Origin of the sequence: Pseudomonas sp. ok266 (genome assembly GCF_900110195.1) — a bacterium.
Lineage (GTDB): Bacteria > Pseudomonadota > Gammaproteobacteria > Pseudomonadales > Pseudomonadaceae > Aquipseudomonas > Aquipseudomonas neuropathica.
The window spans coordinates 224718-246036 of record NZ_FOCU01000012.1; the positions used below are offsets into that span (position 1 = coordinate 224718).

Consider the following 21319-nt stretch of genomic DNA (forward strand, 5'->3'; position numbering starts at 1 on the left):
TGTCGACTGACACACTGCATTCGCGAGCAAGCTCGCTCCCACAGGGATTGAGTCCACAATGAGCTATCATTGCCGGTTTCCCCCCTGAAAGACTTTACTGCCATGACTGCCCAAACCCTTCTCAACGCCCTCGAACACTGCGGCATGGTCGAAATCGACGGCCTGCATGCCTTCGAATTCGCCCTCGACGAAGACGACAACCTGCACATCGAGTGCATCGATGGCCGAGCGGCCAAGCATTGGGAATTCACGCCGGCGCAGGTTGCAGCAGCAACGTTTGATGACTCCCTGCAGAGCTGGCTGATCGTCGGCGATTCTGGCGAACACCACCTGGTTTGTCATGGCGATGTAGTCAGCAGCAGCGACGACGAGGATGACACTGATGAAAATGCGTAAATTCTGGCCGCTGCTGATGGCCGGCAGCGTCGGTGCCATGGGCCTGTCCACGGTGTACGCCGAAAGCTTCCAGTTGCTGGTCGGCTCCTACACCGCTGGCACCAGCCAGGGCCTCTATCGCATGAACTTCGACAGCGCCACCGGCCAGATCGCCGCCAAACCGCTGCAAGTGGTGAAGAGCGAAAACCCGTCGTGGCTGACCCTGTCCAAAGACCAGCATCGCTTGTTCGTGGTCAATGAAAACGGCCCCGGCCAGAAAGATCCGGTCGGGCGTGTCAGCAGCTATTCGATCGACCCGAAGACTCACGCCCTGAGCCTGATCAATCAGGTGCAGAGCCTGGGCAACGAGCCGACTCATTCGAGCCTCAGTGGCGATGCCAGCCATCTGTTCGTCAGCAACTACTCGGTGGTGGAAGACCCGGGTGGAACGTTGGCGGTACTGCCGGTGGGTGCTGACGGCAAACTCAAACCTGTGGTGCAGATGAGCGCGCACCCGGCGAGCCGCGTCAACCCGGAGCGCCAGGCCTCCAATCACGTCCATTCGACGGTCTCTTCGCCGGACGGCCGCTACGTGTTCTCCAATGACTTGGGCGCGGACAAGGTTTTCATTTATCAATTCGATCCCAAGGCCAACCCGGAGCTGCCGCTGACCCCAGCGAAAACCGCATCCGTGGCATTGCCTGCCGGCAGCGGCCCGCGTCATCTGCTGTTCAGTGCTGACGGTAAACACGCCTGGCTGACCATGGAAATGAGCGCGCAGGTCGCGGTGTTCGACTACCACGACGGCGTGCTGACCCAGACGCAACTGGTCGATCTGGCCGCCGGCCAACCGACTTCGGACAAGGCAGCGGCGGCGCTGCACGCCTCGGCGGATGGCAAGTTCCTCTACGTCAGCAACCGTGGCACCGCCAATCAACTGCTGGTCTTTGCGATTGATCCGGTGAGTGGCCAGCTCAAGGAACTGCAAAAGCGCTCGGTGGAAGGTGATCACCCGCGCGAGTTCAGCCTTGATCCGAGCGGTAAGTTCCTGCTGATCGCCAACCAGAAGAGCAACGAAATTGTCGTCGTCGAGCGCGATGGCAAGACCGGTCTGCTCGGCAAAACCGTGCAGAAACTGCCGATGGACGCGCCGAGCGACCTCAAGTTTCTAGTGCGACAATAAGCCACAGGCCCCGGTTTACGGGGCCTGCCTCTTTGTATTAATCGCGCTGATATCGGGTAATGCTACAAAGCATTTCAAGCGATCAACCCTCGAGCGTTAAGTTTGCTTCACGGCCCAACCGGGCAAACAAGCCAACCGAACACGAGGGTTACCGCCATGAACTTCAATCTCTTCTCCGTGATTGCCGCTTCCGCCATCTCCGCTACCGTTGTACTGCCAGCCAGTGCCAACGTTGAAATCAACAGCAAAAAATCCCACACCCAGAGCTACACCCAGAAATACCTGCAACAGAGCGCCAACTTCTACGCCGCTCTGGATCACAAAGCCCAACACTGAAATCTTCGCCTCGACCACAGCTGCCGAAGGCTGCGATCTGTTGAATTTGTTGATCGTTCCCACGCTCTGCGTGGGCATGCCTCTAGGGACGCTCTGCGTCCAGTGACGCGGAGCGTCACGGGCTACATTCCCACGCAGAGCGTGGGAACGATCCGTACAGCAAACTCAACAGATCGCAGCCTTCGGCAGCTTTTGTGTGTGGGCGAATCGAAAAATGGGCCTGATAGGTTTTCTTCAACACGTAAATAGACTGGCTAAATAATCAACGAAGCTGATGTTTACTATGGCAAACCCTGAGTGGTTGCCACGGTTTTTTTGATTGATTCTGTGGGCATCGAAACATGCCCACGGGAGAACACCATGGCCAGCGCAATCCTTCATTCAGCCAAACGCGGCGCCTATCTGGCCATCGGTCTTTACCTGGCCGTGGTGTTGGTCGTCAGCATCGCCTCGCAGATGGAACACAGTTTTGAAGCGCCGATTCAAGTTGCCCACCCCGGCGTGCAGTTCGAAGTTCGCTCGCAAAGCGTGATGGTCGACCGGGCTGAACTCGCAGGAGTTGGCGGAGCATGAAAGGCTACAGACTTTGGGTTGTCGCCGGTTTAGCGTTCTTCACCAACGGCGCTTCATTATTGGGTATCGGCCAAGGTTCGGTAGGTGCATTGGCCCGCGCCATAGAGGCCAATCACACCATCGCGCACAACATCGAACGGGCGAATACCCTGGGGCTGATGGCCGGCAATCCACCGGTAAAAGTCTCGGCTGATTTTCTCGGGCCGTTCGAGATAGATTGCATGGCACTGGGCATGTGCCAAGCACTGGCTTGACCCTGTAGGAGTTGATCGTTCCCACGCAGAGCGTGGGGAACGGTCAAAGCAGGAAGGTAAGGGTTATTTCTTCATGATCGAAGTGAAGAGCTCGGATTCGAGGAAGCGCAGCAACCAGGCCTGTAAGCGAACATAAGGCGTCTGCGCAAACCACTCACGATCAACATGGGCAAACTGCCGAACGAAGGGCAGCAGGGCGATATCCGCCAGGCTCGGATGATCAGCCAGCAAGTAATCGCGATCGGTCAGCAGCTCCTCCAGCCTCTGCAAGTACAGCGCCCCCTCAGCCCGATAAATCTCCATCGGTTGCTCCGGGTAACGTTCGGCGTACTTGTAGCGATTCAAATGCACTTTGAACCCTTGATCATTTGCTTCGATCAATTCAGCAATCCGCGAGTCGCCATCAAGCAACCAATCCTGCGGATCATTCTGCGCCAACGCCCAGCGCATGATCTCCAGACTCTCGTCTATCACCTGCCCACCGGCATCCAGCACCGGCACAGTGCCCTTGGGCGAGATCGCCAGCATCTCGGCCGGCTTGGCCTTGAGGCTGACTTCGATGATGTCCACCGGCACACCCGAATAACGCAATGCCATCCGCGCCCGCATCGCGTAAGGGCAGCGGCGGAAGGAGTACAGCGTGTTCATTTCACCTCCAGTGTGCTCAAACCGTTGCCTTGACGCTGTACCTGAATCTGCACCGGAATCCGCTCGTGCATTTCCTGCACGTGGGAAATCACCGCAACTTTGCGGCCCTGCGCCTGCAAACCGTCCAGCGCATCCATGGCCAGTTGCAGCGACTCCGGGTCGAGGCTGCCAAAGCCTTCGTCGATAAACAGCGATTCGATTTTCAGCGTGCTCGACGCCATCGATGCCAGACCCAACGCCAGCGCCAACGATACGAGGAAAGTTTCGCCGCCAGACAACGAATGCACCGAACGCAGTTCGTCACCCATTTCGGTGTCCATCACCAGCAGGCCAAGCATGCTGCCGCCGCGTTTCAGGCGATAGCGTTTGACCAGTTGGCGCAGTTGCACGTTGGCGTGATGCACCAGCAAGTCGAGGTTGTAAGCCTGGGCAATCTTGCGGAAGGTGTCGCCGGTGGCCGAGCCGATCAAGGCACTCAGTCGCGCCCAGCGCTGATATTCGGCATAGGCCGAGGCGATCTGCTGCGCCAGCGCCTGATTGGCGTTTTGCCGGCGCTGGTCTTCGACCTGTTCGGCACGCAGTTCGGCGCACTGTTGCTCGCTGAGGTTGAACTGGTTTTGCAGCTCGGCGAGGGCGCTGGCCAGTTGTTCGGCATCGAGATTGCCGTTGTGCTGCGCCTGATGATCGAGCAACAAGCGATCACGCTCCTGCAACAACACCTTGGCCTGTTCGATGGCTTTTTCGTTGTGCTGCAAGCGCTGGCGCAGTTCGGCGACTTGCCCGTCATCGACTCGCAACAGATCTTCGAGGCCACCGTCATCCAGCTCCGGATGGCGGGCGCGCCAGTCGGCAATCTTGCCAGCCAGATCCTGCTCTTCGTTTTCCAGTGCCTGCAAACGCTCTTGCTGCGCCCTGAGTTCGGCGGCGATCTTCACGAGTTGCGTGCGCACATTCTGCAGTTCCTGCGCGGTAGCGGTTTCGGCGTTGCGCGCCTGTTCGACCGCTTGCTCGAGCTGCTGCTGCCAGTGCTCGGCGCTGCTGTGCTGGCCAAGCAACTGGGCGAGTTTTTGCTGGCAGGCTTGCTGTTGCTCGGTGAGTGCCGTGAATTGCTGTTCGGCGCTGAGCAACTGCTGTGCACGGGTCTGCTGGCGATCCTGTTCTTTCTCCAGCGTCTGTTGGCGCTGTTGCTGCTCGGCCTGTTCTTCTTTCTGCTGATCGACTTGCGCCAGGCGCTCGGCGATCTGCCGGTCAAGCTGCATGAACGTCGCGGCTGGTTCCTGGCGCAAGGCTTCCAGGGTGTCGGCTGGCAGCAGATTGCCGAACGCGCTGAGTTCTTCATCGAGACGCTGACGGTCGCTGCTCAACTCGCGCTGCTGATTGCTCAGGTGCTGCGCGGCTTGCTGGTGCGCGGTTTCGGCCTGACGCAATTGCTGGGTCAGCCGCGCGGCATCCTGTTGCAAGGTGAGCAGGGCGTTCTGGCGTTGTTCGTCCTGAGTGATGCTCTGGTTCAGTTGCTCGTTTTGCCGGGCGAGCCAGGCATCGCGCTTGTCGGCGTCTTGATTGAACAACTGCGTGGACAGCGGATGCGCGTCGAGGCTCGGCGCCAACGCTTGCTGCTGGGCGGCCAGTTGTTCTTGCTGTTGCAGCAGTTCTTTCTGCTGAGCAATGACGCCACCGACTTCGGCGCGCAGCTCAATGAGTTTTTCCTTGAGCTGATCGACGACTTTCTGGGCGTTGGCCTGCTCGCTTTCATCATGACGACCAAGGCTTTGCAGCAGCGCTTCAGGCTGATGATACGGGTGCTCGTTGCTGCCGCAGACCGGGCACGGCTGATCGTCCTGCAACTGCGCACGTAACTCTTCGACACTGGCACTGCGCGCCAGACGCTGGCGTTCAAGCAGTTCGCGAGTGACGTTGAGAGTTTGCTCGGCGACGGTCAGTTCAGCCTTGGTTTTCACGCCGTCCTGAGTCAGCCGCTCGCGCTCCTGCTGGGCGTTGAGTTGACGCTGTTGCAACTCGGCGCTGCGTTTGTCCAGATCCTGTTGCGTGGCCCACAGACGCGACAGGTCTTCGAAGGCGCGCAGTTGCTTGCGGTTGTCCTGCAGCAGCGTACCGAGAATGCCGATCTGTTCGGCGACGGCATCGGGTTCGGCGCCGGCCTCCTTGAATAGCACTTCCAGTTGCTGCTTTTGCGTGGTCAGCTCTGCGGCGCTGCGCGTGGCGTTTTCTTCGAGGCTCGCCAGTTCCGCCTGCCCCTTGTTCAAGCGATTGCCGATCAACATCAACTGTTGCAGGCGATCGCGGTAGGCATTCCACGCATCACTCAGTGGTGCCAGATGGGTACTTTGCTCCAGCTCAGCGGCGATGCGTTGCAGGCGTTCGGCGACTTGGGTCTGTTTATCCAGCAAGGCTTGAATGGCATTCTGGCCCTCGGTGCAAGCCTGCTGCGCATTGAGCCTGGCTTCGGTACTTTGCGCGACATCCTTGGCCAGACGGGCGAGGGTGCTTTGCTCTTCGAAGGCCTGACGCAATAGCGGCGCGTTTTCACTTTGCCGTTGTTGCGCTTCGCTCAGGGCGACTTTCGCTGCTTCGAGATTCTGCTCCAGTTGCGTCTGGCGCTCGGTCAGTTCGGCATGTTGCCGGGTGTGCGCGGCAATTTGCGCGGCCAGTGGCGTCAGCAGGGCATCGAGTTCGCTTTTGCGCGCGAACTGGTGTCGCTGCGGGCCGAGCTGCTCCAGTCGCGTCAGTTTTACCCGCTCGCCGGCCAGACTTTCCGAATGCTGTTGCGCGCTGTGCAATTGCTCGGCGGCCGCTTGCTGCGCGTCCTGCAACACACGCAAATCCTTGAGCCAGCCGTGCTGTTGCTCAAGCTGTTTGAGCTGCGCCTGCTGTAACTTCATTTGCTGTTGCGCGGCGTTGAAGCGCTCATCCAACTCGGCCCGCGCTTCGGGCGCCAACGGGGTCACGCCGGTCGCCTGATCATGCAACAGCTTATGCGCTTCGCGGGCTTCTTTAGTCTTGTCGAAGGCGCGGCGGCCGAGACGGGTGTACAGCGCGGTATCGGTGAGTTTTTCCAGCAGTTCACTGCGGTCGTTGTCGTCGGCCTTGAGGAACGCGCTGAACTCGCTCTGCGCCAGCAACACGGCGCGGGTGAACTGTTCGAAGTTCAGGCCGAGTGCAGCTTCCAGCTGAGTTTTGTATTCACCTTTCTGGCTGGCGAGCAGTTGATCCTGATCGATGTCGCGCAGGCTCTGCCGGCTGGCCTGCAACTTGCCGCCGGCCTTCTCGCGGGCGCGATTAGCTTCCCAACGTGCCCGATAGCGACGGCCATCGACACCGACGAAATCCACTTCGGCATAACCTTCGCCGGTACCGCGACGCAGCAAGGTGCGCGGGTCGCCGGTGGCAATTTCGCCGTCGGCATCGGGGACTTTGGCGTCACGGCCGGTGTTGTTCAGGCGCGGCACCGCGCCGAACAGCGCCAGGCACAAGGCGTCGAGCAAAGTACTTTTACCCGCGCCGGTCGGGCCGGTAATCGCAAACAAACCGGCACTGGCCAATGGTTCAGCGGTGAAATCAATCTCGAACGGCCCGGCCAGCGAGGCGAGGTTCTTCAAACGAATGGCGAGAATCTTCATGGCTGCTCGCCCTCCAGTTGTACGTCCTGCAGCAGTTCGGCGAAGTCCTTCAGCGTTTGCTCGTCGACCTCGCTGCCATAGTTGTCGAGCCAGGCGCGGCTGAACAGTTCTTGCGGGGTGAGTTGGTCAAGTTCGATCAGTGCGGTGCCGTCTTCGACGCCGTCAGCGCCTCGGTTGCCGGCGTACTCGGCGGCGATGCGCACCAGGCGCACAGCTTTGCCTTGCAGGGCGCTTTCGACTTGATGGCGCAGATCCGGCTGTGGCTCGTCGAGGGTTACGCGCACTTCCAGCCACGGCTGGCGTTGGGTTTCGGCGAGCAGGTCGATGTTCGGCAGGTCCGCCAGTTGCAGCAGGATTTCGGCCAGCGGTGCCGGGCCGATGCGCTGCAGATTGACCGAGCGCGGGATCAGTTTCGGCTCGACGCTGACCAGGGTTTCGCCGTCGAGGGTGACGTCGAGGATCTGGTGCTGATAGCTGATCTCCGAGAACGACAACGGAATCGGCGAACCGCTATAGCGGATGCGCTCTTCACCGTTGACCTTCTGCGGCTTGTGCAAATGGCCGAGGGCGACATAACTGATGCTCGGCCCGAACAGGCTGGCGGGCAGGGCTTCAGCGTTACCGATGATCAGGCTGCGCTCGGAGTCTTCTGACACCGAACCGCCGGCCATATGCGCATGGCTGATGGCGATCAGCGCCTGACCGGGTTGGCGCTTGGCGTTGGCAGCCTCGATCAGCCATTCATGCACCTGACCGATGCCGCGCAGATAGTTGTCGCCCAGATGCGCGCCCGTCACCTCCGCCGGACGCAGGAACGGCAGCGCCAGGCACCACGCGGCGATTTCGCCTTGGGCATTTGGCAGTGGCAACAGCAAGCGGTCGGCGTCCAGTTGCCCGTCATCCAGCCACAGCACCCGACCCAGCGCATGGGTGCGCAAACGGCGCATCAACGGCGCGGGCAATTCAATCCGCGAACCGGAGTCGTGGTTGCCGGCGATCATCACGATGGTCAGCAACGGCTGCTGTTCGTGGGCGCTGACGATGAAATCGTAGAGGCGTTCCTGGGCTTTGACCGGCGGATTGACCGTGTCGAAGATGTCCCCGGCTATCAGCAGCACATCCGGCTGCGCCAGTTGCAGTTGGCGCAGCAGCCATTCGAGGAAGCACGCATGCTCGAAATCGCGCTCCTGGCCGTGCAGGTTTTGCCCAAGGTGCCAGTCGGAGGTGTGGAACAGACGCAAGGTGGACTCCGCAACATTTAAGAGGTGATGGCCGCGAGGAAATGAGGGGCGGCGAAAGAGGGGAGAGTTTACAGATTATTGCGCGAGTGGGGCTTGTCGGGTCAGGGTACAACAGGGCATATCGATGAATCCCTTCATTGACGCCCAAATGGCGGCTATCTAGTATCTGGCCATCATATTGATATTGCCTCGACCGCATGGAGCAAACGCAGTGCAACTGATCAACTCTATTCCCCCGGTTACCGACACTGAAAAATATGATGCCTGGAAGAAACAGTGGTCGAATCAGGAGGGGTTGGATATGCATTCGTATATCAATGATCAATGCCACCCGGAACAGATGCTGGTGTTTTCGACATTGTTCTTCCCGACGTTCGTCCTGTCTCAAGGGGGCGTTTTTCTAGAGCGAAATTTTTCAGTAGAAACGTTGGCGCGCTGCTTGAGCCTGGCCTCTCACGACATGGCAGAGGCTGAACGGCTGTTGAATTATGTGAAGCTCTACGATGTTTTTGGTCAATACGGGGATGGCGTGTCGACCGCCATATTTCTTCAGTTGTGCGAGGTCATTGGGTTTGCCTGGCGCATGGTGCTGAAGGAAAAATTCCCGGACAAGTTATTCAGTGTCGAGGTGTCGAACTCCGATGAGAATTACGGCCCGGTGGTTACGTTTTATCAGGTGAAGAGATGATTGATAGTAAGTTGGCAGGCTTTCCGCCCGGAGAATACGGACAGTGAAGATACTTTGCCCGAGGTGCTAGCAGGACCACATTGTCGGTGCCAGTATCAGGGCTACCGGGACTGAGCTATTTATATGTCCAGAGTGTGACGCCATCTGGTTTGCAATTGAGAAAGTTGGCGTTGAACCTTTTATGGATTTTGGTACTTACATGAAAAGCCTGGGGCTTTCAATGCTGTGGGACGAGTTGGACATCATTTCCGAAGGGCCTTAGGCGGTGTGAATCTGGCGTGGAGGGAGGTTCTGTCCCGGTTCTGTCTTCAGATAGCCGAGCACTTGGTGGTTGTCCGACAAGCTTCAAAAAATATTCGTGTCAGGTGGGAGTACGCACGGTGGGTTGCGAATGGTGTGTAATCGAGCAGTTCTATTCGCTGGGCGAATATGATCGTTTTGTGGTTTGGATCAATCATCAAGTAGTGGGGCTGCGGAACGCGTTCCGGTAACAGACAGCTTCGCCGGTCCGGGGTTTGATGAGTGTTGGTACAAATGCACCGACAGCGCAGTGGTCTGGCGTTTGGTTGCGCCCGATCCTTCTTTTCGTGGGTATTGGGCGCCGCTTGATTGAAGTCCTTTTATAACGTTGGCTTTTACGTTCGGTTCATGCGGGTTAAACGGAGGCAGATAACGTTTGAACCGGGCGTTGTCCCGGTTCTATCTAAAAATACCCGTGTGCAAAAAGAGAACGTTGAGATGAATTATTTCGAGTCGGTTAAAAACCTTATCATCCAATTGGTAAAAGAAAAGACCGGTGATTTTGATGGCGATAGCTGGGAGGCTGATTACAAACTGAACTGGGAGTCCGAGTTGGCGGAAAGGCTCGAGATTGCTCTTTTCAGTATGTCTAAAATGGCCTCCGCCAGGGAGAGTGGCGATGATGTCATGTTGACGGCGGCGCTGGTGCATTCACGGATGAACTTCATGGATCTCGCGAATTTTTTCAGGGACATCTTTGACGATCTGGATGCGCTGCTCGTAAAACCAGTCTGGCCAGATATTCCTGAAGGGTTTGATTATGGAAAAAGCGCGAATTAACGGGCAGTGTGGTTTTATTCTGAGGGGATTCGCGCACAACGGTTTTTTCCGTCTATGAACCTTACGTATCGGACGCATTCATGGAACTGAAGTTTTTTCATCATTCAGCCGGTCCTCATCCTGTTGTGGGTGAGGTCTTTTACGACATGGCGCAAGTGAGTCCTGGACAGGAAGGGGCTCAACGCTATGAGCTTTATGTCTGCAGTGTGCTGGATGCCGTCGCACAAACCCCCGCAAGTTGTGACCGGCTGCTTGGGTATCTGGCGTCGGTACTGGATGGCACAGAGCAATCAATTTGTGCGGGTGGAAACGACGTTGTATTGAATATTGATACCACGGGTGTGCAGGTTGACATATCGATCAATGACGACTGGATCGGTCAGCCTGAAAGCAAGTTCACCTTGCAGGAATGGCAAAAAATTCTTGAAAGTTGGAAGTACCTCTTGGAGATGCCCAAGGGGTCAGATGAGGTTGTGTTAGTCCAACTGACATAGAAAATGTAGACCCTCAGCGTACGAACTGAGGAGTAGTCGTAAATTCCAAGGCATTTATGGAACTGAAATTTTATCAAACCGCCGGCGGTACCTACCCCCAAGGACAGTTGTTTCACGCGATCGTTGAAGTGAATTCTGATCAGGAAGACGCTGAACGCTATCAGCTTTATGTGTGCAGCGTTCTTGATGCCATCGCACAAGTTCCGGAGGATTGTGATCGTCTGCTGGCAGCTATTTCATCTGTAGAGGCGGGCGTGCAACCTTCAATCACTGACGGGGGAAACGATGTCCTGTTGAATATGAGTGATGAGGGAGTACAGGTCGATATTCTGGTCAACGATGACTGGACTGGGCAGCCGCAAAGCTGGTTTACGTTGCAGGAGTGGAGGAAAGTTCTGGAGCAATGGAAGTGGCTTCTCGAATTGCCGGATGGTTCTGACGAGGTCGTGATACTGAAATTGCCATAGGTCATCACTGAAACGGAGGAAAGGGGCTGAGATTAGAATCGGTAAGGATTTGATGAACAGTCGGTACGCTGTTGTGTTAGGTCGAGGAAGCTATAAATAGGACAGACCACGTTTAAATAAACGTGGTCTGTCCCCGATTCTGCGGCAGGATTTGCTGACCGGATCGGGGGTTCTTAAAGGCTTTACCGATGGGATGGCGGGAGCGGGTCTAGGGACTTTGGATAGCGCCGTCATGTTGATGAGGGACCCTGTACAGAGTTGGGACGCCGTCGTGGAGTTCGCTGGCTCTGATGAGGCCCAGGCGCTGCTGGGTAAAGCAGTTGGCGCTGCATTCAAATCCCAGATTGATCAGATTGGCCAAGCGCTCACCGAAGGCGGCGATGCCAACGCAGAAAACCTCGGCCGGCAAATGGGGCAAGCCGTGGCGCTCGTGGTTCAACTGCTGGCGGGCGGTGGGAGCAGTTCTGCAAATAGCGCGTTGACCCTTTCGCGACTGGGGATTGATGTATCGGTTGATACAGTCAAGAAAATAGGCGCGTCGTTTGATCTCGACCTTGTCAAAAGTCAGATCAATAAGTTGCAGACTGTCGTACGTGATACGGATGTGCCTGTGCTTGACTCCAAGCCTCCTGCGACGGGTGGGTTGACTGACAGCGAGGCAGGCTTCTCGACATTACCTAAAATCGGATCTCTTTTGGGGGAAGCCGAACTACCCCCGAAGAATGCTTCTATCGAAATGGTAAGGTCCATTAAAAGGCAGAACGAGGCTGCAAAGGCTCTGGCAAAAGCAGGGTATGATGTGGAGCAACTGCCTAATGTTGCAAAGAATAGGGCGAATCCGGATCTTAAAATCAATGGAGAAGTAGCCGATGTGGCGTCGCCTCAGACTGGCAGCCTCCTTTCGGTATGGAAGACGATTAATGATAAAGTTATTAAGCAGGCTAAAACTGTTGTTCTGAATCTGGCCGATTCGCCGTTAGGTTTCGATGACATACAAAAAAATATAGCGGAGTATCCAGTGAAAGATCTTAAGAAACTTTATTTGTTGAAAGATGGCCAGTTCAGAGTAATTGAGGTGCACAAGCCATGAGCATAATGATGGTGTTCGAATTTGAGGGTTGCCCCCGTGTCGAGCAACTAATAGATGTCCTGAGAGCACTGGGAGCGTCAGTCGACGCTGATGATTCTGAGTTCTCCGGGAGTTTTCCAGAATCAAATGCTTTTTTTGTATACACCCAGCATGCCACTCTGGAGGATATAGGCACAGATCAAGTAGATCCCTTGGGTTGGCGAATAGGCGCAAGGTTGGTTGTGCATTGCCCGATAAGTACATTGGCAGAAAGTGCAAATGATCTGGATGAGTTCATGGCGGCGTTGGCAGGGGCCATGAATAACCGTTTTCTGCTGTCCTTTCAATATGAATCAATATACGCCGTTAGGGATCACGATCTTGTGGTGTATAAGAAGATGATTGAATAAGTGGCGGTTTATAATGAGCTTTAAAAGCTTCTGCGACCTGTTTTTTTCTCAGAGGGGGTAATGGGGTAGATCACATTTAAATAAACGTGGTCTGTCTCGAGGGATCAAAGGTCTTTAATTTATGACAGTTGTGAATGAAGAAGGCCATCTCCTGAATGTTATTGCTGAAAGTGGCGTCTTGGAGTGGCAAAAGTATCAACAGCGTTTTCCAAAAGTAAGGGTTGGGAATGAAATGCAGCGGGAGGATCATTCTGCACTGCCACCCTTCATCGCTTTCAGGTTTGAGTGTATTAGCAAGGTTGATGTCGACAAGTTGAAGGCCGCCGTGGAAGGCTACAAGGGGGCTTTACCATGGTCGCTTGTTGGCCGGTCACGAGAAGGGCTACCTGGGATTAACTGGATGATTGCACCGTCAAGGTTGTGGGACGTGGGTGAATGTGCTTTGCAAGCAAACATGACGGCAGCGGCCTATTTGTCCATTCATGAACCTTTACTTGGTCCAGTGGCATACGAGGATTTAATTGGACTCACGGAACATATTCGTTCTGTGTTTGATCACTGAGGATACTGGGACAGACCTCGTTTAAGTAAAAACGTGGTCTGTCCCTGAGGGATCCTGTCCCTGAGGGATCCACTTAGAAGAGGGGATGATTGGAACAATCAATTTCCGGAGGTGAGAGAGTGATTGCTGAAGATTTTGAACTTGTGACAGCCATTTTTCAGCTGGTTGAGGCCGGAATTGTTCACGGTTATGACGCCTTTCGATACCGCGTTGAATGGGGGGGGAACTATATGGAGGCAGACCTCGCCGTTGAAAAAAATGGCTTAGAAATCTGGGACGCTGAAACTGATTTCAACCATTCGAAAATCTATGGGCTTGTAGAAAAATTACACGAGCATGCAGTCGCTCGCGGTGAGCCCTGGAAGGCATTTGTTCTCTCCTATCGCGAAGGCGAACAAGTGAAAACGAAATTCGACTATTGATTCCGATTGTCTTCAGCCTTTTATCCCTAAAGCAAAATCGAAAGATCGCAGCCTTTGGCAGCGCCTACACATACCCTCTGTAGGAGCTGCCGAAGGCTGCGATCTTTTGCTTTTACTTCGGATAAAGCGGCGGCAACCCACTATCACCCACTGGATCCTGCACCCGTTCCGCCGCCGGAATAGTCCGGATCGCCCGCCACAAATCCTCACCCTGCCAATGCTGCCCCGTCTCGCTGTACAGCGCACCATTCAACCCATCCAGCGCATCCGACAACGGCACAAACCGCGCCGCCATGTCCGCCAATGTCTCCGGTTGCTGCCGCGCCCACGCATCCAGTGCCTGCCGCGTCGCCTGCGGGTCATTCGCCTGGCTCGCACGTTTGATGTCATCCATCAACGTGCGCGGGCTCGGGCCGGTTTGGGCGGCGCGATGCACCGCTGGTTGCCAGCGTGCGCGCCACCACAGGCCGAAGCCGAGGAGGGTGGTGCAGGCGAGGATCAGGGTGCTGAGTTTCCACCACCACAGCACATCGTTATCGACGGCGCTCACTTGCAGAGTGCCGGCCGGCGTGTCGACTTGCAGGCTCGGGTTGTTGGCCACTTGCAGCGTGCGTGCGGGCAGGCTGCTGTGTTCCAGGTGGTCTTCGAAGGTGTTCCACCAGACCACGTCCACCGTCGGCAATTCGATGGCGCCGCTGCGGCTCGGCACCAAGGCTTCGCGTTCTTCACGGCTGCCAACAATGCCCCGGTCGGTGCTTTGGTTGCTCAGCACCGGTTGGTCGGGGTAGCGGCGCAGGCCGTTGACCTCGGTGGCGGGCAGCGCTGGCAGTTGCGAGCTGGCGAGGCCTTCGACTTTCAGGGTCAGGCTGCGGGTCATCGAGTCGCCGACCTGCGTGTGTTCCGGTTCCGGGTTCCAGCTTTCGCTGAGGCTCAGGCTGCGCGCGGGCAGCCATGGCGCGTCGACCGGATAGGTCAGCGGTTTGGGTTTGACGGTCAGGGGAATTTCGGCGGAACTGACGCGCATCAGTTTGCCCGGCTTTGGCCCCTGCGCATTGGCATCCTGTGACGGCTGCGTATCGACCAGTGTCGCGCTGAAGGTCTGCGGCGCGATGGTCAGCAAACCGCTGTGCTGCGGGTAGATCGCGTAGCGCATTTCGATCACGCCATGGCGCACACCGTTGAGGTCTTTTTCGTAGGTGCGCGTGTCGCCGAGTTGCTCGATGCGCGCATCGGCGATTTGCAGCGGGGTCAGGCTGCTGTCGTCGTACAGCGAAACGGAATGGTAGATGCGTAGGGTCAGGATCGCCTGCGCCTGCACATAGACGCTGGACTGATCAAGGCTGGCCTCGATGAACACCGGATCAAGGCTGTTCTGGTTCTCGCGGGTGTCGCTCTCGACCACTTGTACGGTGATCGGCTGGCTCTGCGCGTCGCCCAGTTGCAGCGGCGGGATCACCACGCTGCCGTTCTCTTTCGGCAGCAGGGTGATGATCCAGCGCGTGGTCGCGCGGTTGTCGCCATTGAGGGTGTTGAGCTGGTTGACCTGCCGCGTGCCGCGCACTTCGAACAACGCTTCCAGCGCGGTCAGGTCGGGTTTGCCGAACTGGGTGACGTCGCTGGTTTCGAGGGTGAGTTCGACCGTCTCGCCGGAGTTCAGGCGACTGCGATCCACACTGGCGGTCAGCTCGGCCGCCTGGGCGGTGGCCGTGCAGAGCAGCAGGGGCAGCAAGAGAGCGGTGAAGCGGGTCATCGAGTGTTTTCCTGATCCTGATGTTGTTGCTGTTCGTACCAGAATTTGCGTCGCAGCAGTTCGCCCGGATCATCCGGGATCTTGCCCAGCCATTGCTCCAGTGCCTGACGTTGCTCGCCTTCGAGGTTGTCTTCACTCGGGCGCAGCGTCGGCACGGTGTCCGTTTGTTCTTCTTCGTCGCTGCCCGGCACCTCGTTGGGGCCAGGCTGCGGCGGTGTGGTCGGTGGCGGTTCGCCGGCTGGTTCGACGGGCTGCGACGGGCTCTGGGTTTCACTGTTCACGGCGGGCGGTGGCGTGGTCGCGGGCGGTGGTTCGTCGCCCGGCAGACTTTGCTGTTCGCTCGGTTTGGTGTCCGGCTCGGCGGGCGGCGGTGTGTTTTTCTGCTTGAGCAGTTTTTCCACCAGCGCCTTGTTGGTCTGCGCCGGACGTAAATCCGGTTGCAGTTCCAGTGCCTGTTCATAGGCGTCGATTGCCGCTTCCAGCTCACCGCTTTTCGCCAAGGCGTTGCCACGATTGTAGTGGGCGCGGGCATCGCTGCCTTCGGCGAAGCGCTGGGCGGCGCCACTGTAGTCGCCGGCCTCGTACAACGCCACCCCTTGCCACTGATGATCTTCGAAATGTTGGGCGGCTTCGACCGGGCGCTTTTGCTTGAGCAAATGCAGGCCCTGTTGGTCGGGACGCAGCCACAGGTCTTCGAAGTCGAAAGCGTAGCTGGGCTGCGGCAAGCAAAACAGCAGCGGCAGGCAGAACAACCACCCACGCCGGCCGGCGCAAGCGGCGAGCAACAACAGCGGCAACAGCAGCCAGTAACCCTGATCGGCCCAGGTATCGAGGCGCACGGTCTGGCCGTCGTCGCGCAGGCTGCGCGGACCGTTGAGCAGGCCGAGCGCGCCGAGATCCGCTTCGTCGAGGCGAGCAGGGTGGTATTCGCCACCTACGCTGTTGAGAAACGCGCTCAGGCCCGGACTGTCGAGTTGCGGCACGCGAATCGCGCCTTGCTCGTCCTTGAGGAAACTGCCGTCCTCTTGGGCAATCGGCGCACCTTCGGCGGTGCCGACGCCGAGCATCAACAGTTGTGCTGACTCACCGTTGAGGGCGCGCCGAATGCCTTGGCGTTCGTCTTCATTAAGTGATGAGCCGATCAGCAGAATCCGCCCCTGACCGAGCGCGCCCTGTTTCAGCAGGGCCAGCGCTTTACTCACGGCCAGATCAGCGCGATGGCCGCTTTCCGGCATCAGCGACGGTTTGAGCGCGTCGAGCAGATTGCGGCTGGTCGCCAGGTCATCCGACAGCGGCACCAGCGTGTGCGCGCTGCCGGCGTAGACGACGATGGCGGTCTGCGCATCGCTGCGCGCCTGCAACAGGTCGAACAGCTTGCGCCGGGCCTGTTCCAGTCGTGTCGGCGGCGAGTCGGTGGCGAGCATTTCCGGGGTCAGCTCCAGTACCACCACCAACGGATCGGCGGGTTTCTGGCTGGTCTGTTCGACGCGCTCCCAACTCGGTCCGAGCAGCGCCAGAACCGTCAGCAGCCACGCCACGCCAAGGGCAACCCATGGCAGTTTGCTGTCACGACCATTGCCGCCACTGAGCAGGGTGGCATGAAACGCCGGCGGCAAAATCATCTGCCAGCGCCCGGCGCGCTTCTGCCGATGCCAGAGTTGCCAGATCAGCCAGCCCAGCAGCGGTAGCAACAGCAACCACCACGGACGGAACCAGTGCGGCCAGAGCGCGATCATCGGCGCCTCCGCAGACGCAAGCGCTTAAGGCGCTCACGCCAGTCAGGCAGCGGACTTTGCAGATACAGCTCCTTGGTGAACAGGCGTTGCAGCGGGTTGTCCGGCCACAATTCACGCGCGACCAGCAACAGACTCAGCCACAGCGCCAGCGCCAAAGGCCAGTGATACAAGGCTTGCGCCGGACGCGCCTGGGTCGGTTGCTGGGTGACCGGTTCGAGTTGATCGAGGGTGTCCTTGATCGCTTGCAGTTCTTTGCCGTCGTGGGCACGGAAGTACTGGCCGCCGGTGACTTCGGCGATGGCTTTGAGCGCTGGTTCGTCGAGGTCCAGACTTGGATTGACTCCAAGCAAACCGGTCGAACCGCTGTCCTCGGGATTGGCGCCGATACCGATCGGATAGATTTTGACGCCTTCGCTGGCGGCCAGTTTTGCCGCCGTCAGCGGATCGATTTCGCCGCCATTGTTCGCGCCGTCAGTGACCAGAATCAGCACACGACTTTGCGCCGGACGCAGGCGCAGGCGTTTCAGCGCCAGACCGATGGCGTCGCCGATGGCGGTGTTTTTGCCGGCAATGCCGATCCGCGCTTCGTCGAGCCAGACGCGCACGGTGCGGCGATCAAACGTCAGCGGCGCTTGCAGATAAGCCTGACTGCCGAAGAGGATCAGGCCGACACGGTCGCCATCGCGGCTTTCAAGGAAATCACCGAGCAGATGCTGCACCAGCGTCAGCCGACTGACCTCTTCGTCCTGCCACTGCATATCCGGGAAATCCATCGAGCCGGACACATCCACCGCGACCAGCAGATCACGCCCGCTGGCGGCAATCGGCAGCGGCTCGCCGAGCCATTGCGGGCGCGCGGCGGCGGTCAGCAGCAACAGCCACAAGAGCATGAACGGCGCCTGTTGACGCCACGCCGGCAGATTAGCCCGAGCGCGACGGCGGGCGAGACCTTCGAGGTCGGCGAGGAAACTGACTTTCAGCGCGGGCTCGCCGCTGTCCGCCACTGGCAGCACCAGGCGCATCAGCCACGGCAGCGGCACCAGCACAAAGATCCACGGCCAGGCGAACTCAAACATGTTTGCGAATCCACGTGTCGACAGCCTGGGTCAGGCCGGCGATGGCTTTGTCGTCGAGTTTGCATTCCGGTTTGTACGCGCCTTCAACCAGCACCATCCAACGGGTGAGGCCGGCAGCCGGGCAACGGTTGTCGAGGAACGCCAGCCATTTACGCCCATTGAGGGTGTGGCTCTGGCTGTAGGGATAGTGGTTGCGGCACAGGCGTTTGAGCAGGCCGTTGAGTTGCTGCAACCACGCCCCGGCCGGCGCGCCGTCGTAGGGTTTGGGCATTTGTGCGAGTTCAGCGAGGGCGGCGATGCGCACCGGGTCGAGCGGCTGTTCGGCACGGACGATCGGGCGTTTCTTCATCGGGATGAAACGGCGCAGCTTCCACACGGCGAAACCGAGCAGCGGCAATAACAACAGCAGCAGCCACCAGCCCGGAGCCGGTGGCCAGAAGGCAATCGGTGGCGGCGAGATCAGCGGTTGCAGTTGTTCGAGGCCGTTCATCGACCTTTCCCCGGACGCTGCGGATTGAGGAATTCGCGCATCTGCTCGACCATTTCACTTTGCGTGCTCAGCGGCATCAGCAATACCCGCAATTTTTGCGCGAGCAATTCCCAACGCGCGATGCGTGCTTCGGCCTGGGCGCGATAGGTCTGGCGCAGGTCGAAATTCAGCGTATCGAGTTCGAGTTGCGCGCCGCGTTCGGCGAATCGGAGAAGACCGGCGGCGGGCAGGGCGTGATCGAGGGGATCGGACAGCGGCAGCATCAGCAAATCACAATGGCGCGAGAGCAGGCTCAATTGTTGTTCAGCGCTGTCGGACAACGCGCGCTCGTCGCAGATGACGATCACCAGACTGCCCGGGCGCAATACTTCACGGGCACGACGCAGCGCCACGCCAAACGCATCGCGATCCGGCTCGCGCTCGCTGTGCAGCGACTGATTAACCTTCACCAAACGGTTGAGCAGTTGCAGCAGGCTTTGTTTGCTGCGCCGTGGTTTGATTTCGTAGTGCTCGTTGTCGCCGAACACCAGCCCGCCAACCCGGTCGTTATGGCCGAGTGCGGCCCAGCCGATCAGCGCCGCTACTTGCGCTGCCAGTACCGATTTGAACATCAGCCCCGAGCCGAAAAACAGCCGTGTGCTTTGCTCGACCATGATGAAAATTGGCCGCTCGCGTTCTTCATGGAACAGCTTGGTGTGCGGCTCTTGCGTGCGCGCCGTTACGCGCCAGTCGATGGTGCGCACATCGTCGCCGGCCTGATAGACCCGCACCTGATCGAAGTCGACGCCGCGACCACGGAATTTCGAGTGATGCAGACCGATCAGCGGGCTGCGCTGGCTCGGCGTGGAAAACAGCTGCACTTCACGCACGCGGTGGCGCATCTCGATCAGCTCGGCGAGGCTGACGCGAATACCGGGTTCGGACGGCAGGGGGGCGTTCATGGGGGTCAAGCGACGGCTACGACGTCGAGAATCCGCTGCACCACCCGATCCTGATCGATGCCGGCGGCTTCGGCTTCAAACGACAAAATGATGCGGTGACGCAACACATCGAATAGCACCGCTTGAATGTCTTCCGGGCTGACGAAGTCGCGACCGGCCAGCCAGGCGTGGGCGCGGGCACAGCGGTCGAGTGCGATCGAGCCGCGCGGGCTGGCGCCGTAGGCAATCCACTCGGCCATTTCCGGGTCGAACTTGGCCGGGTTGCGCGTGGCCATGACCAGTTGCACCAGATATTCCTCCACGGCGTCGGCCATATACAGACCGAGGATTTCCTTGCGCGCGGCGAAGATTGCCTGCTGGCTGACGCGGCGTTCAGGCTTGGTCTCGCCGTTCAGCGCTTCGCCACGGGCCTGCTGGAGGATGCGGCGTTCGACGGCAGCGTCCGGGAAACCGATTTTCACGTGCATCAGGAAACGGTCGAGTTGTGCTTCCGGCAGCGGATAGGTGCCTTCCTGCTCGATCGGGTTTTGCGTGGCCATCACCAGAAACAGCGGCGACAGCTCATACGTGCTGCGGCCGACACTGACCTGACGCTCGGCCATGGCTTCGAGCAGCGCCGATTGCACTTTGGCCGGGGCACGGTTGATTTCGTCCGCCAGCACCAGGTTGTGGAAGATCGGCCCTTGCTGGAACACGAAGCTGCCGGTTTCCGGGCGATAGATCTCGGTACCGGTGATGTCGGCCGGCAGCAGGTCCGGGGTGAACTGAATGCGATGGAACTGGGCTTCGATGCCCTCGGCGAGTTCTTTGATCGCTTTGGTCTTGGCCAGACCCGGAGCGCCCTCGACCAGCATGTGGCCGTCGGCGAGCAGGGCGATGAGCAAACGCTCGATGAGTTTTTCCTGGCCGAGAATCTGCGTTGAAAGAAAGGTTCGCAGCGCCAGCAGCGCTTCACGATGTTCCATCGGTGACTGTTCCTGGAAAGGGGTGGCCACAGGCGTTCGGATAACGCCGGGGCTGGGGGCGTTACTTTAATCCATCGCGGGGGGTGGCGACTAACGGCATTTTGCGCAAAGTGCGGGAAATGACTGGGGGATTTGTTGGATTTTTGTAGTGCCGGGGAAGGGCGCTGTTCTTTCGGGCCTCTTCGCGAGCAGGCTCGCTCCCACATTTGAGCGGCGTACATCCGTCAATGTGGGAGTGAGCTTGCTCGCGAAGAGGCCTATTCAGACACCATCAAACTTCGTTAATGAAGGTACCCGTCCCATCAAGGATATTCGTCAAGGTCTCGACCACCTCATCCAGATCAACCATATCCGGGTTAAAGCTGATCTCCAGCACATCATCCCCGTTCAACGCATCGGCATCCGCCGCACCAATCTCGATCTTCAACAGGTTCGAGGTCAGGGTGACTTTCACCCCGTCCAGCGTCGAAGGCTCGCCATCCAGAGTGATCTCCAGCTCATCCTCGTCCGGGTAGCGGCTCATCAGGAACATGTCGCCCTTGTCGCTGTGGCAGCAGAGCATGGCCATGTTGTCTTCTTCGTCATCGCACGGGTTGACGATCAGTAGGGCGGTGGTCATTTGCATGGTCAATTCCTGCCTCTGGGGGCGTGTTGGTCGCTAATGGGCGCGATTCTGCCAGTCCTCGGGAATTTCTGCATGTGAGAGTGTCAGAGGATGTGTCGTGAACGCGACATGGATCAATGGTCATTTCTGGCACGCATGTACCGTAAAAACGGGCATTCAGACCAACATTTTCCGCCACGACTGCTAGTGTTTACCGGTGCCAGACCCTCGGTTTACGTGCCAATGACCGAATATGTCGCAGCACCGCAAGCAGACACATTGTCGCACCCTTTAAGCTGCGCAACGGATGAGCACCC

At 58.3% G+C, this 21319-nt stretch carries 23 protein-coding genes; 13 read left to right on the forward strand and 10 right to left on the reverse strand.

The window, feature by feature from the left end; all coding sequences use genetic code 11:
- The first annotated feature begins 102 nt into the window (after positions 1 to 102).
- The 5 genes from BMY54_RS22685 to BMY54_RS22705 all read left to right on the forward strand — a co-directional run bounded on the left by BMY54_RS22685 (position 103) and on the right by BMY54_RS22705 (position 2721).
- Positions 103 to 396 (forward strand): DUF5629 family protein, encoded by a 294-nt coding sequence (locus tag BMY54_RS22685; protein ID WP_093437833.1) that lies wholly within the window; start codon positions 103 to 105, stop codon positions 394 to 396.
- Positions 383 to 1558, forward strand: coding sequence for a lactonase family protein (locus tag BMY54_RS22690; protein WP_093437838.1), 1176 nt, complete (start codon positions 383 to 385; stop codon positions 1556 to 1558). Before BMY54_RS22685 ends, BMY54_RS22690 begins: the two co-directional genes overlap by 14 nt.
- Positions 1559 to 1714: 156 nt before the next feature.
- On the forward strand, positions 1715 to 1894 hold the full coding sequence (locus tag BMY54_RS22695; protein ID WP_007917967.1) for a hypothetical protein: 180 nt from the start codon (positions 1715 to 1717) through the stop codon (positions 1892 to 1894).
- Between the two features lie 360 nt (positions 1895 to 2254).
- Positions 2255 to 2467 (forward strand): hypothetical protein, encoded by a 213-nt coding sequence (locus BMY54_RS22700; RefSeq protein ID WP_093437841.1) that lies wholly within the window; start codon positions 2255 to 2257, stop codon positions 2465 to 2467.
- Positions 2464 to 2721: a hypothetical protein gene (locus tag BMY54_RS22705; RefSeq protein WP_093437845.1), complete on the forward strand. Its 258-nt coding sequence runs from the start codon at positions 2464 to 2466 to the stop codon at positions 2719 to 2721. Before BMY54_RS22700 ends, BMY54_RS22705 begins: the two co-directional genes overlap by 4 nt.
- Positions 2722 to 2784: 63 nt before the next feature.
- On the opposite strand, the gene BMY54_RS22710 is transcribed toward BMY54_RS22705, so the two are convergent.
- Genes BMY54_RS22710 through BMY54_RS22720 form a run of 3 tightly spaced genes read right to left on the reverse strand, consistent with a single transcriptional unit; the run spans position 2785 to position 8248 of the window.
- Positions 2785 to 3369 (reverse strand): glutathione S-transferase, encoded by a 585-nt coding sequence (locus BMY54_RS22710; protein ID WP_093437850.1) that lies wholly within the window; start codon positions 3367 to 3369, stop codon positions 2785 to 2787.
- Positions 3366 to 7007, reverse strand: a complete 3642-nt coding sequence (locus BMY54_RS22715; protein ID WP_093437854.1) for an AAA family ATPase — start codon at positions 7005 to 7007, stop codon at positions 3366 to 3368. Before BMY54_RS22715 ends, BMY54_RS22710 begins: the two co-directional genes overlap by 4 nt.
- Complete coding sequence (locus tag BMY54_RS22720; RefSeq protein ID WP_093437857.1) at positions 7004 to 8248, reverse strand: exonuclease SbcCD subunit D C-terminal domain-containing protein; 1245 nt, start codon at positions 8246 to 8248, stop codon at positions 7004 to 7006. Before BMY54_RS22720 ends, BMY54_RS22715 begins: the two co-directional genes overlap by 4 nt.
- 211 nt (positions 8249 to 8459) lie before the next feature.
- Here BMY54_RS22720 and BMY54_RS22725 point away from each other — a divergent pair, with 211 nt between their 5' ends.
- The 8 genes from BMY54_RS22725 (at position 8460) to BMY54_RS22765 (ending at position 13440) form a co-directional block, all read left to right on the forward strand.
- Entirely contained in the window at positions 8460 to 8936 is a 477-nt protein-coding gene (locus BMY54_RS22725) for a hypothetical protein (RefSeq protein WP_093437861.1), read from the forward strand.
- Between the two features lie 738 nt (positions 8937 to 9674).
- A complete protein-coding gene (locus tag BMY54_RS22735) occupies positions 9675 to 10016 on the forward strand; it encodes a hypothetical protein (RefSeq protein WP_093437865.1) in 342 nt (113 codons plus the stop codon).
- Between the two features lie 80 nt (positions 10017 to 10096).
- The gene (locus BMY54_RS22740; protein WP_093437870.1) at positions 10097 to 10510 is read left to right on the forward strand and encodes a hypothetical protein; all 414 of its coding nucleotides are present in this window, start codon (positions 10097 to 10099) and stop codon (positions 10508 to 10510) included.
- A gap of 56 nt (positions 10511 to 10566) precedes the next feature.
- On the forward strand, positions 10567 to 10977 hold the full coding sequence (locus tag BMY54_RS22745) for a hypothetical protein (protein WP_093437875.1): 411 nt from the start codon (positions 10567 to 10569) through the stop codon (positions 10975 to 10977).
- A 271-nt stretch (positions 10978 to 11248) separates the two neighbouring features.
- On the forward strand, positions 11249 to 12067 hold the full coding sequence (locus BMY54_RS22750; RefSeq protein ID WP_139213435.1) for a CdiA C-terminal domain-containing protein: 819 nt from the start codon (positions 11249 to 11251) through the stop codon (positions 12065 to 12067).
- Positions 12064 to 12456 carry a hypothetical protein gene (locus BMY54_RS22755; protein ID WP_093437884.1) on the forward strand — a complete coding sequence of 131 codons (393 nt, stop codon included), beginning with the start codon at positions 12064 to 12066 and terminating at the stop codon, positions 12454 to 12456. Before BMY54_RS22750 ends, BMY54_RS22755 begins: the two co-directional genes overlap by 4 nt.
- 121 nt (positions 12457 to 12577) lie before the next feature.
- On the forward strand, positions 12578 to 13018 hold the full coding sequence (locus tag BMY54_RS22760; RefSeq protein ID WP_093437887.1) for a hypothetical protein: 441 nt from the start codon (positions 12578 to 12580) through the stop codon (positions 13016 to 13018).
- Positions 13019 to 13137: 119 nt separating this feature from the next.
- Complete coding sequence (locus BMY54_RS22765; protein WP_093437890.1) at positions 13138 to 13440, forward strand: hypothetical protein; 303 nt, start codon at positions 13138 to 13140, stop codon at positions 13438 to 13440.
- Positions 13441 to 13552: 112 nt separating this feature from the next.
- Here the strand turns inward: BMY54_RS22765 and BMY54_RS22770 are convergent, their stop codons facing one another.
- The 7 genes from BMY54_RS22770 to BMY54_RS22800 all read right to left on the reverse strand — a co-directional run bounded on the left by BMY54_RS22770 (position 13553) and on the right by BMY54_RS22800 (position 21023).
- The gene (locus BMY54_RS22770; protein ID WP_093437895.1) at positions 13553 to 15190 is read right to left on the reverse strand and encodes a BatD family protein; all 1638 of its coding nucleotides are present in this window, start codon (positions 15188 to 15190) and stop codon (positions 13553 to 13555) included.
- A complete protein-coding gene (locus tag BMY54_RS22775; protein WP_093437898.1) occupies positions 15187 to 16926 on the reverse strand; it encodes a tetratricopeptide repeat protein in 1740 nt (579 codons plus the stop codon). The genes BMY54_RS22770 and BMY54_RS22775 overlap by 4 nt, the downstream gene beginning before the upstream one ends.
- Positions 16923 to 18002, reverse strand: a complete 1080-nt coding sequence (locus BMY54_RS22780; protein ID WP_093437901.1) for a vWA domain-containing protein — start codon at positions 18000 to 18002, stop codon at positions 16923 to 16925. Before BMY54_RS22780 ends, BMY54_RS22775 begins: the two co-directional genes overlap by 4 nt.
- Positions 17995 to 18492: a DUF4381 domain-containing protein gene (locus BMY54_RS22785; RefSeq protein WP_038369283.1), complete on the reverse strand. Its 498-nt coding sequence runs from the start codon at positions 18490 to 18492 to the stop codon at positions 17995 to 17997. Before BMY54_RS22785 ends, BMY54_RS22780 begins: the two co-directional genes overlap by 8 nt.
- The gene (locus BMY54_RS22790) at positions 18489 to 19433 is read right to left on the reverse strand and encodes a DUF58 domain-containing protein (RefSeq protein WP_093437905.1); all 945 of its coding nucleotides are present in this window, start codon (positions 19431 to 19433) and stop codon (positions 18489 to 18491) included. Before BMY54_RS22790 ends, BMY54_RS22785 begins: the two co-directional genes overlap by 4 nt.
- Positions 19434 to 19438: 5 nt before the next feature.
- Complete coding sequence (locus BMY54_RS22795) at positions 19439 to 20398, reverse strand: AAA family ATPase (RefSeq protein WP_007913915.1); 960 nt, start codon at positions 20396 to 20398, stop codon at positions 19439 to 19441.
- A gap of 271 nt (positions 20399 to 20669) precedes the next feature.
- Positions 20670 to 21023: a hypothetical protein gene (locus BMY54_RS22800; RefSeq protein WP_093437909.1), complete on the reverse strand. Its 354-nt coding sequence runs from the start codon at positions 21021 to 21023 to the stop codon at positions 20670 to 20672.
- Positions 21024 to 21319: the final 296 nt, after the last annotated feature.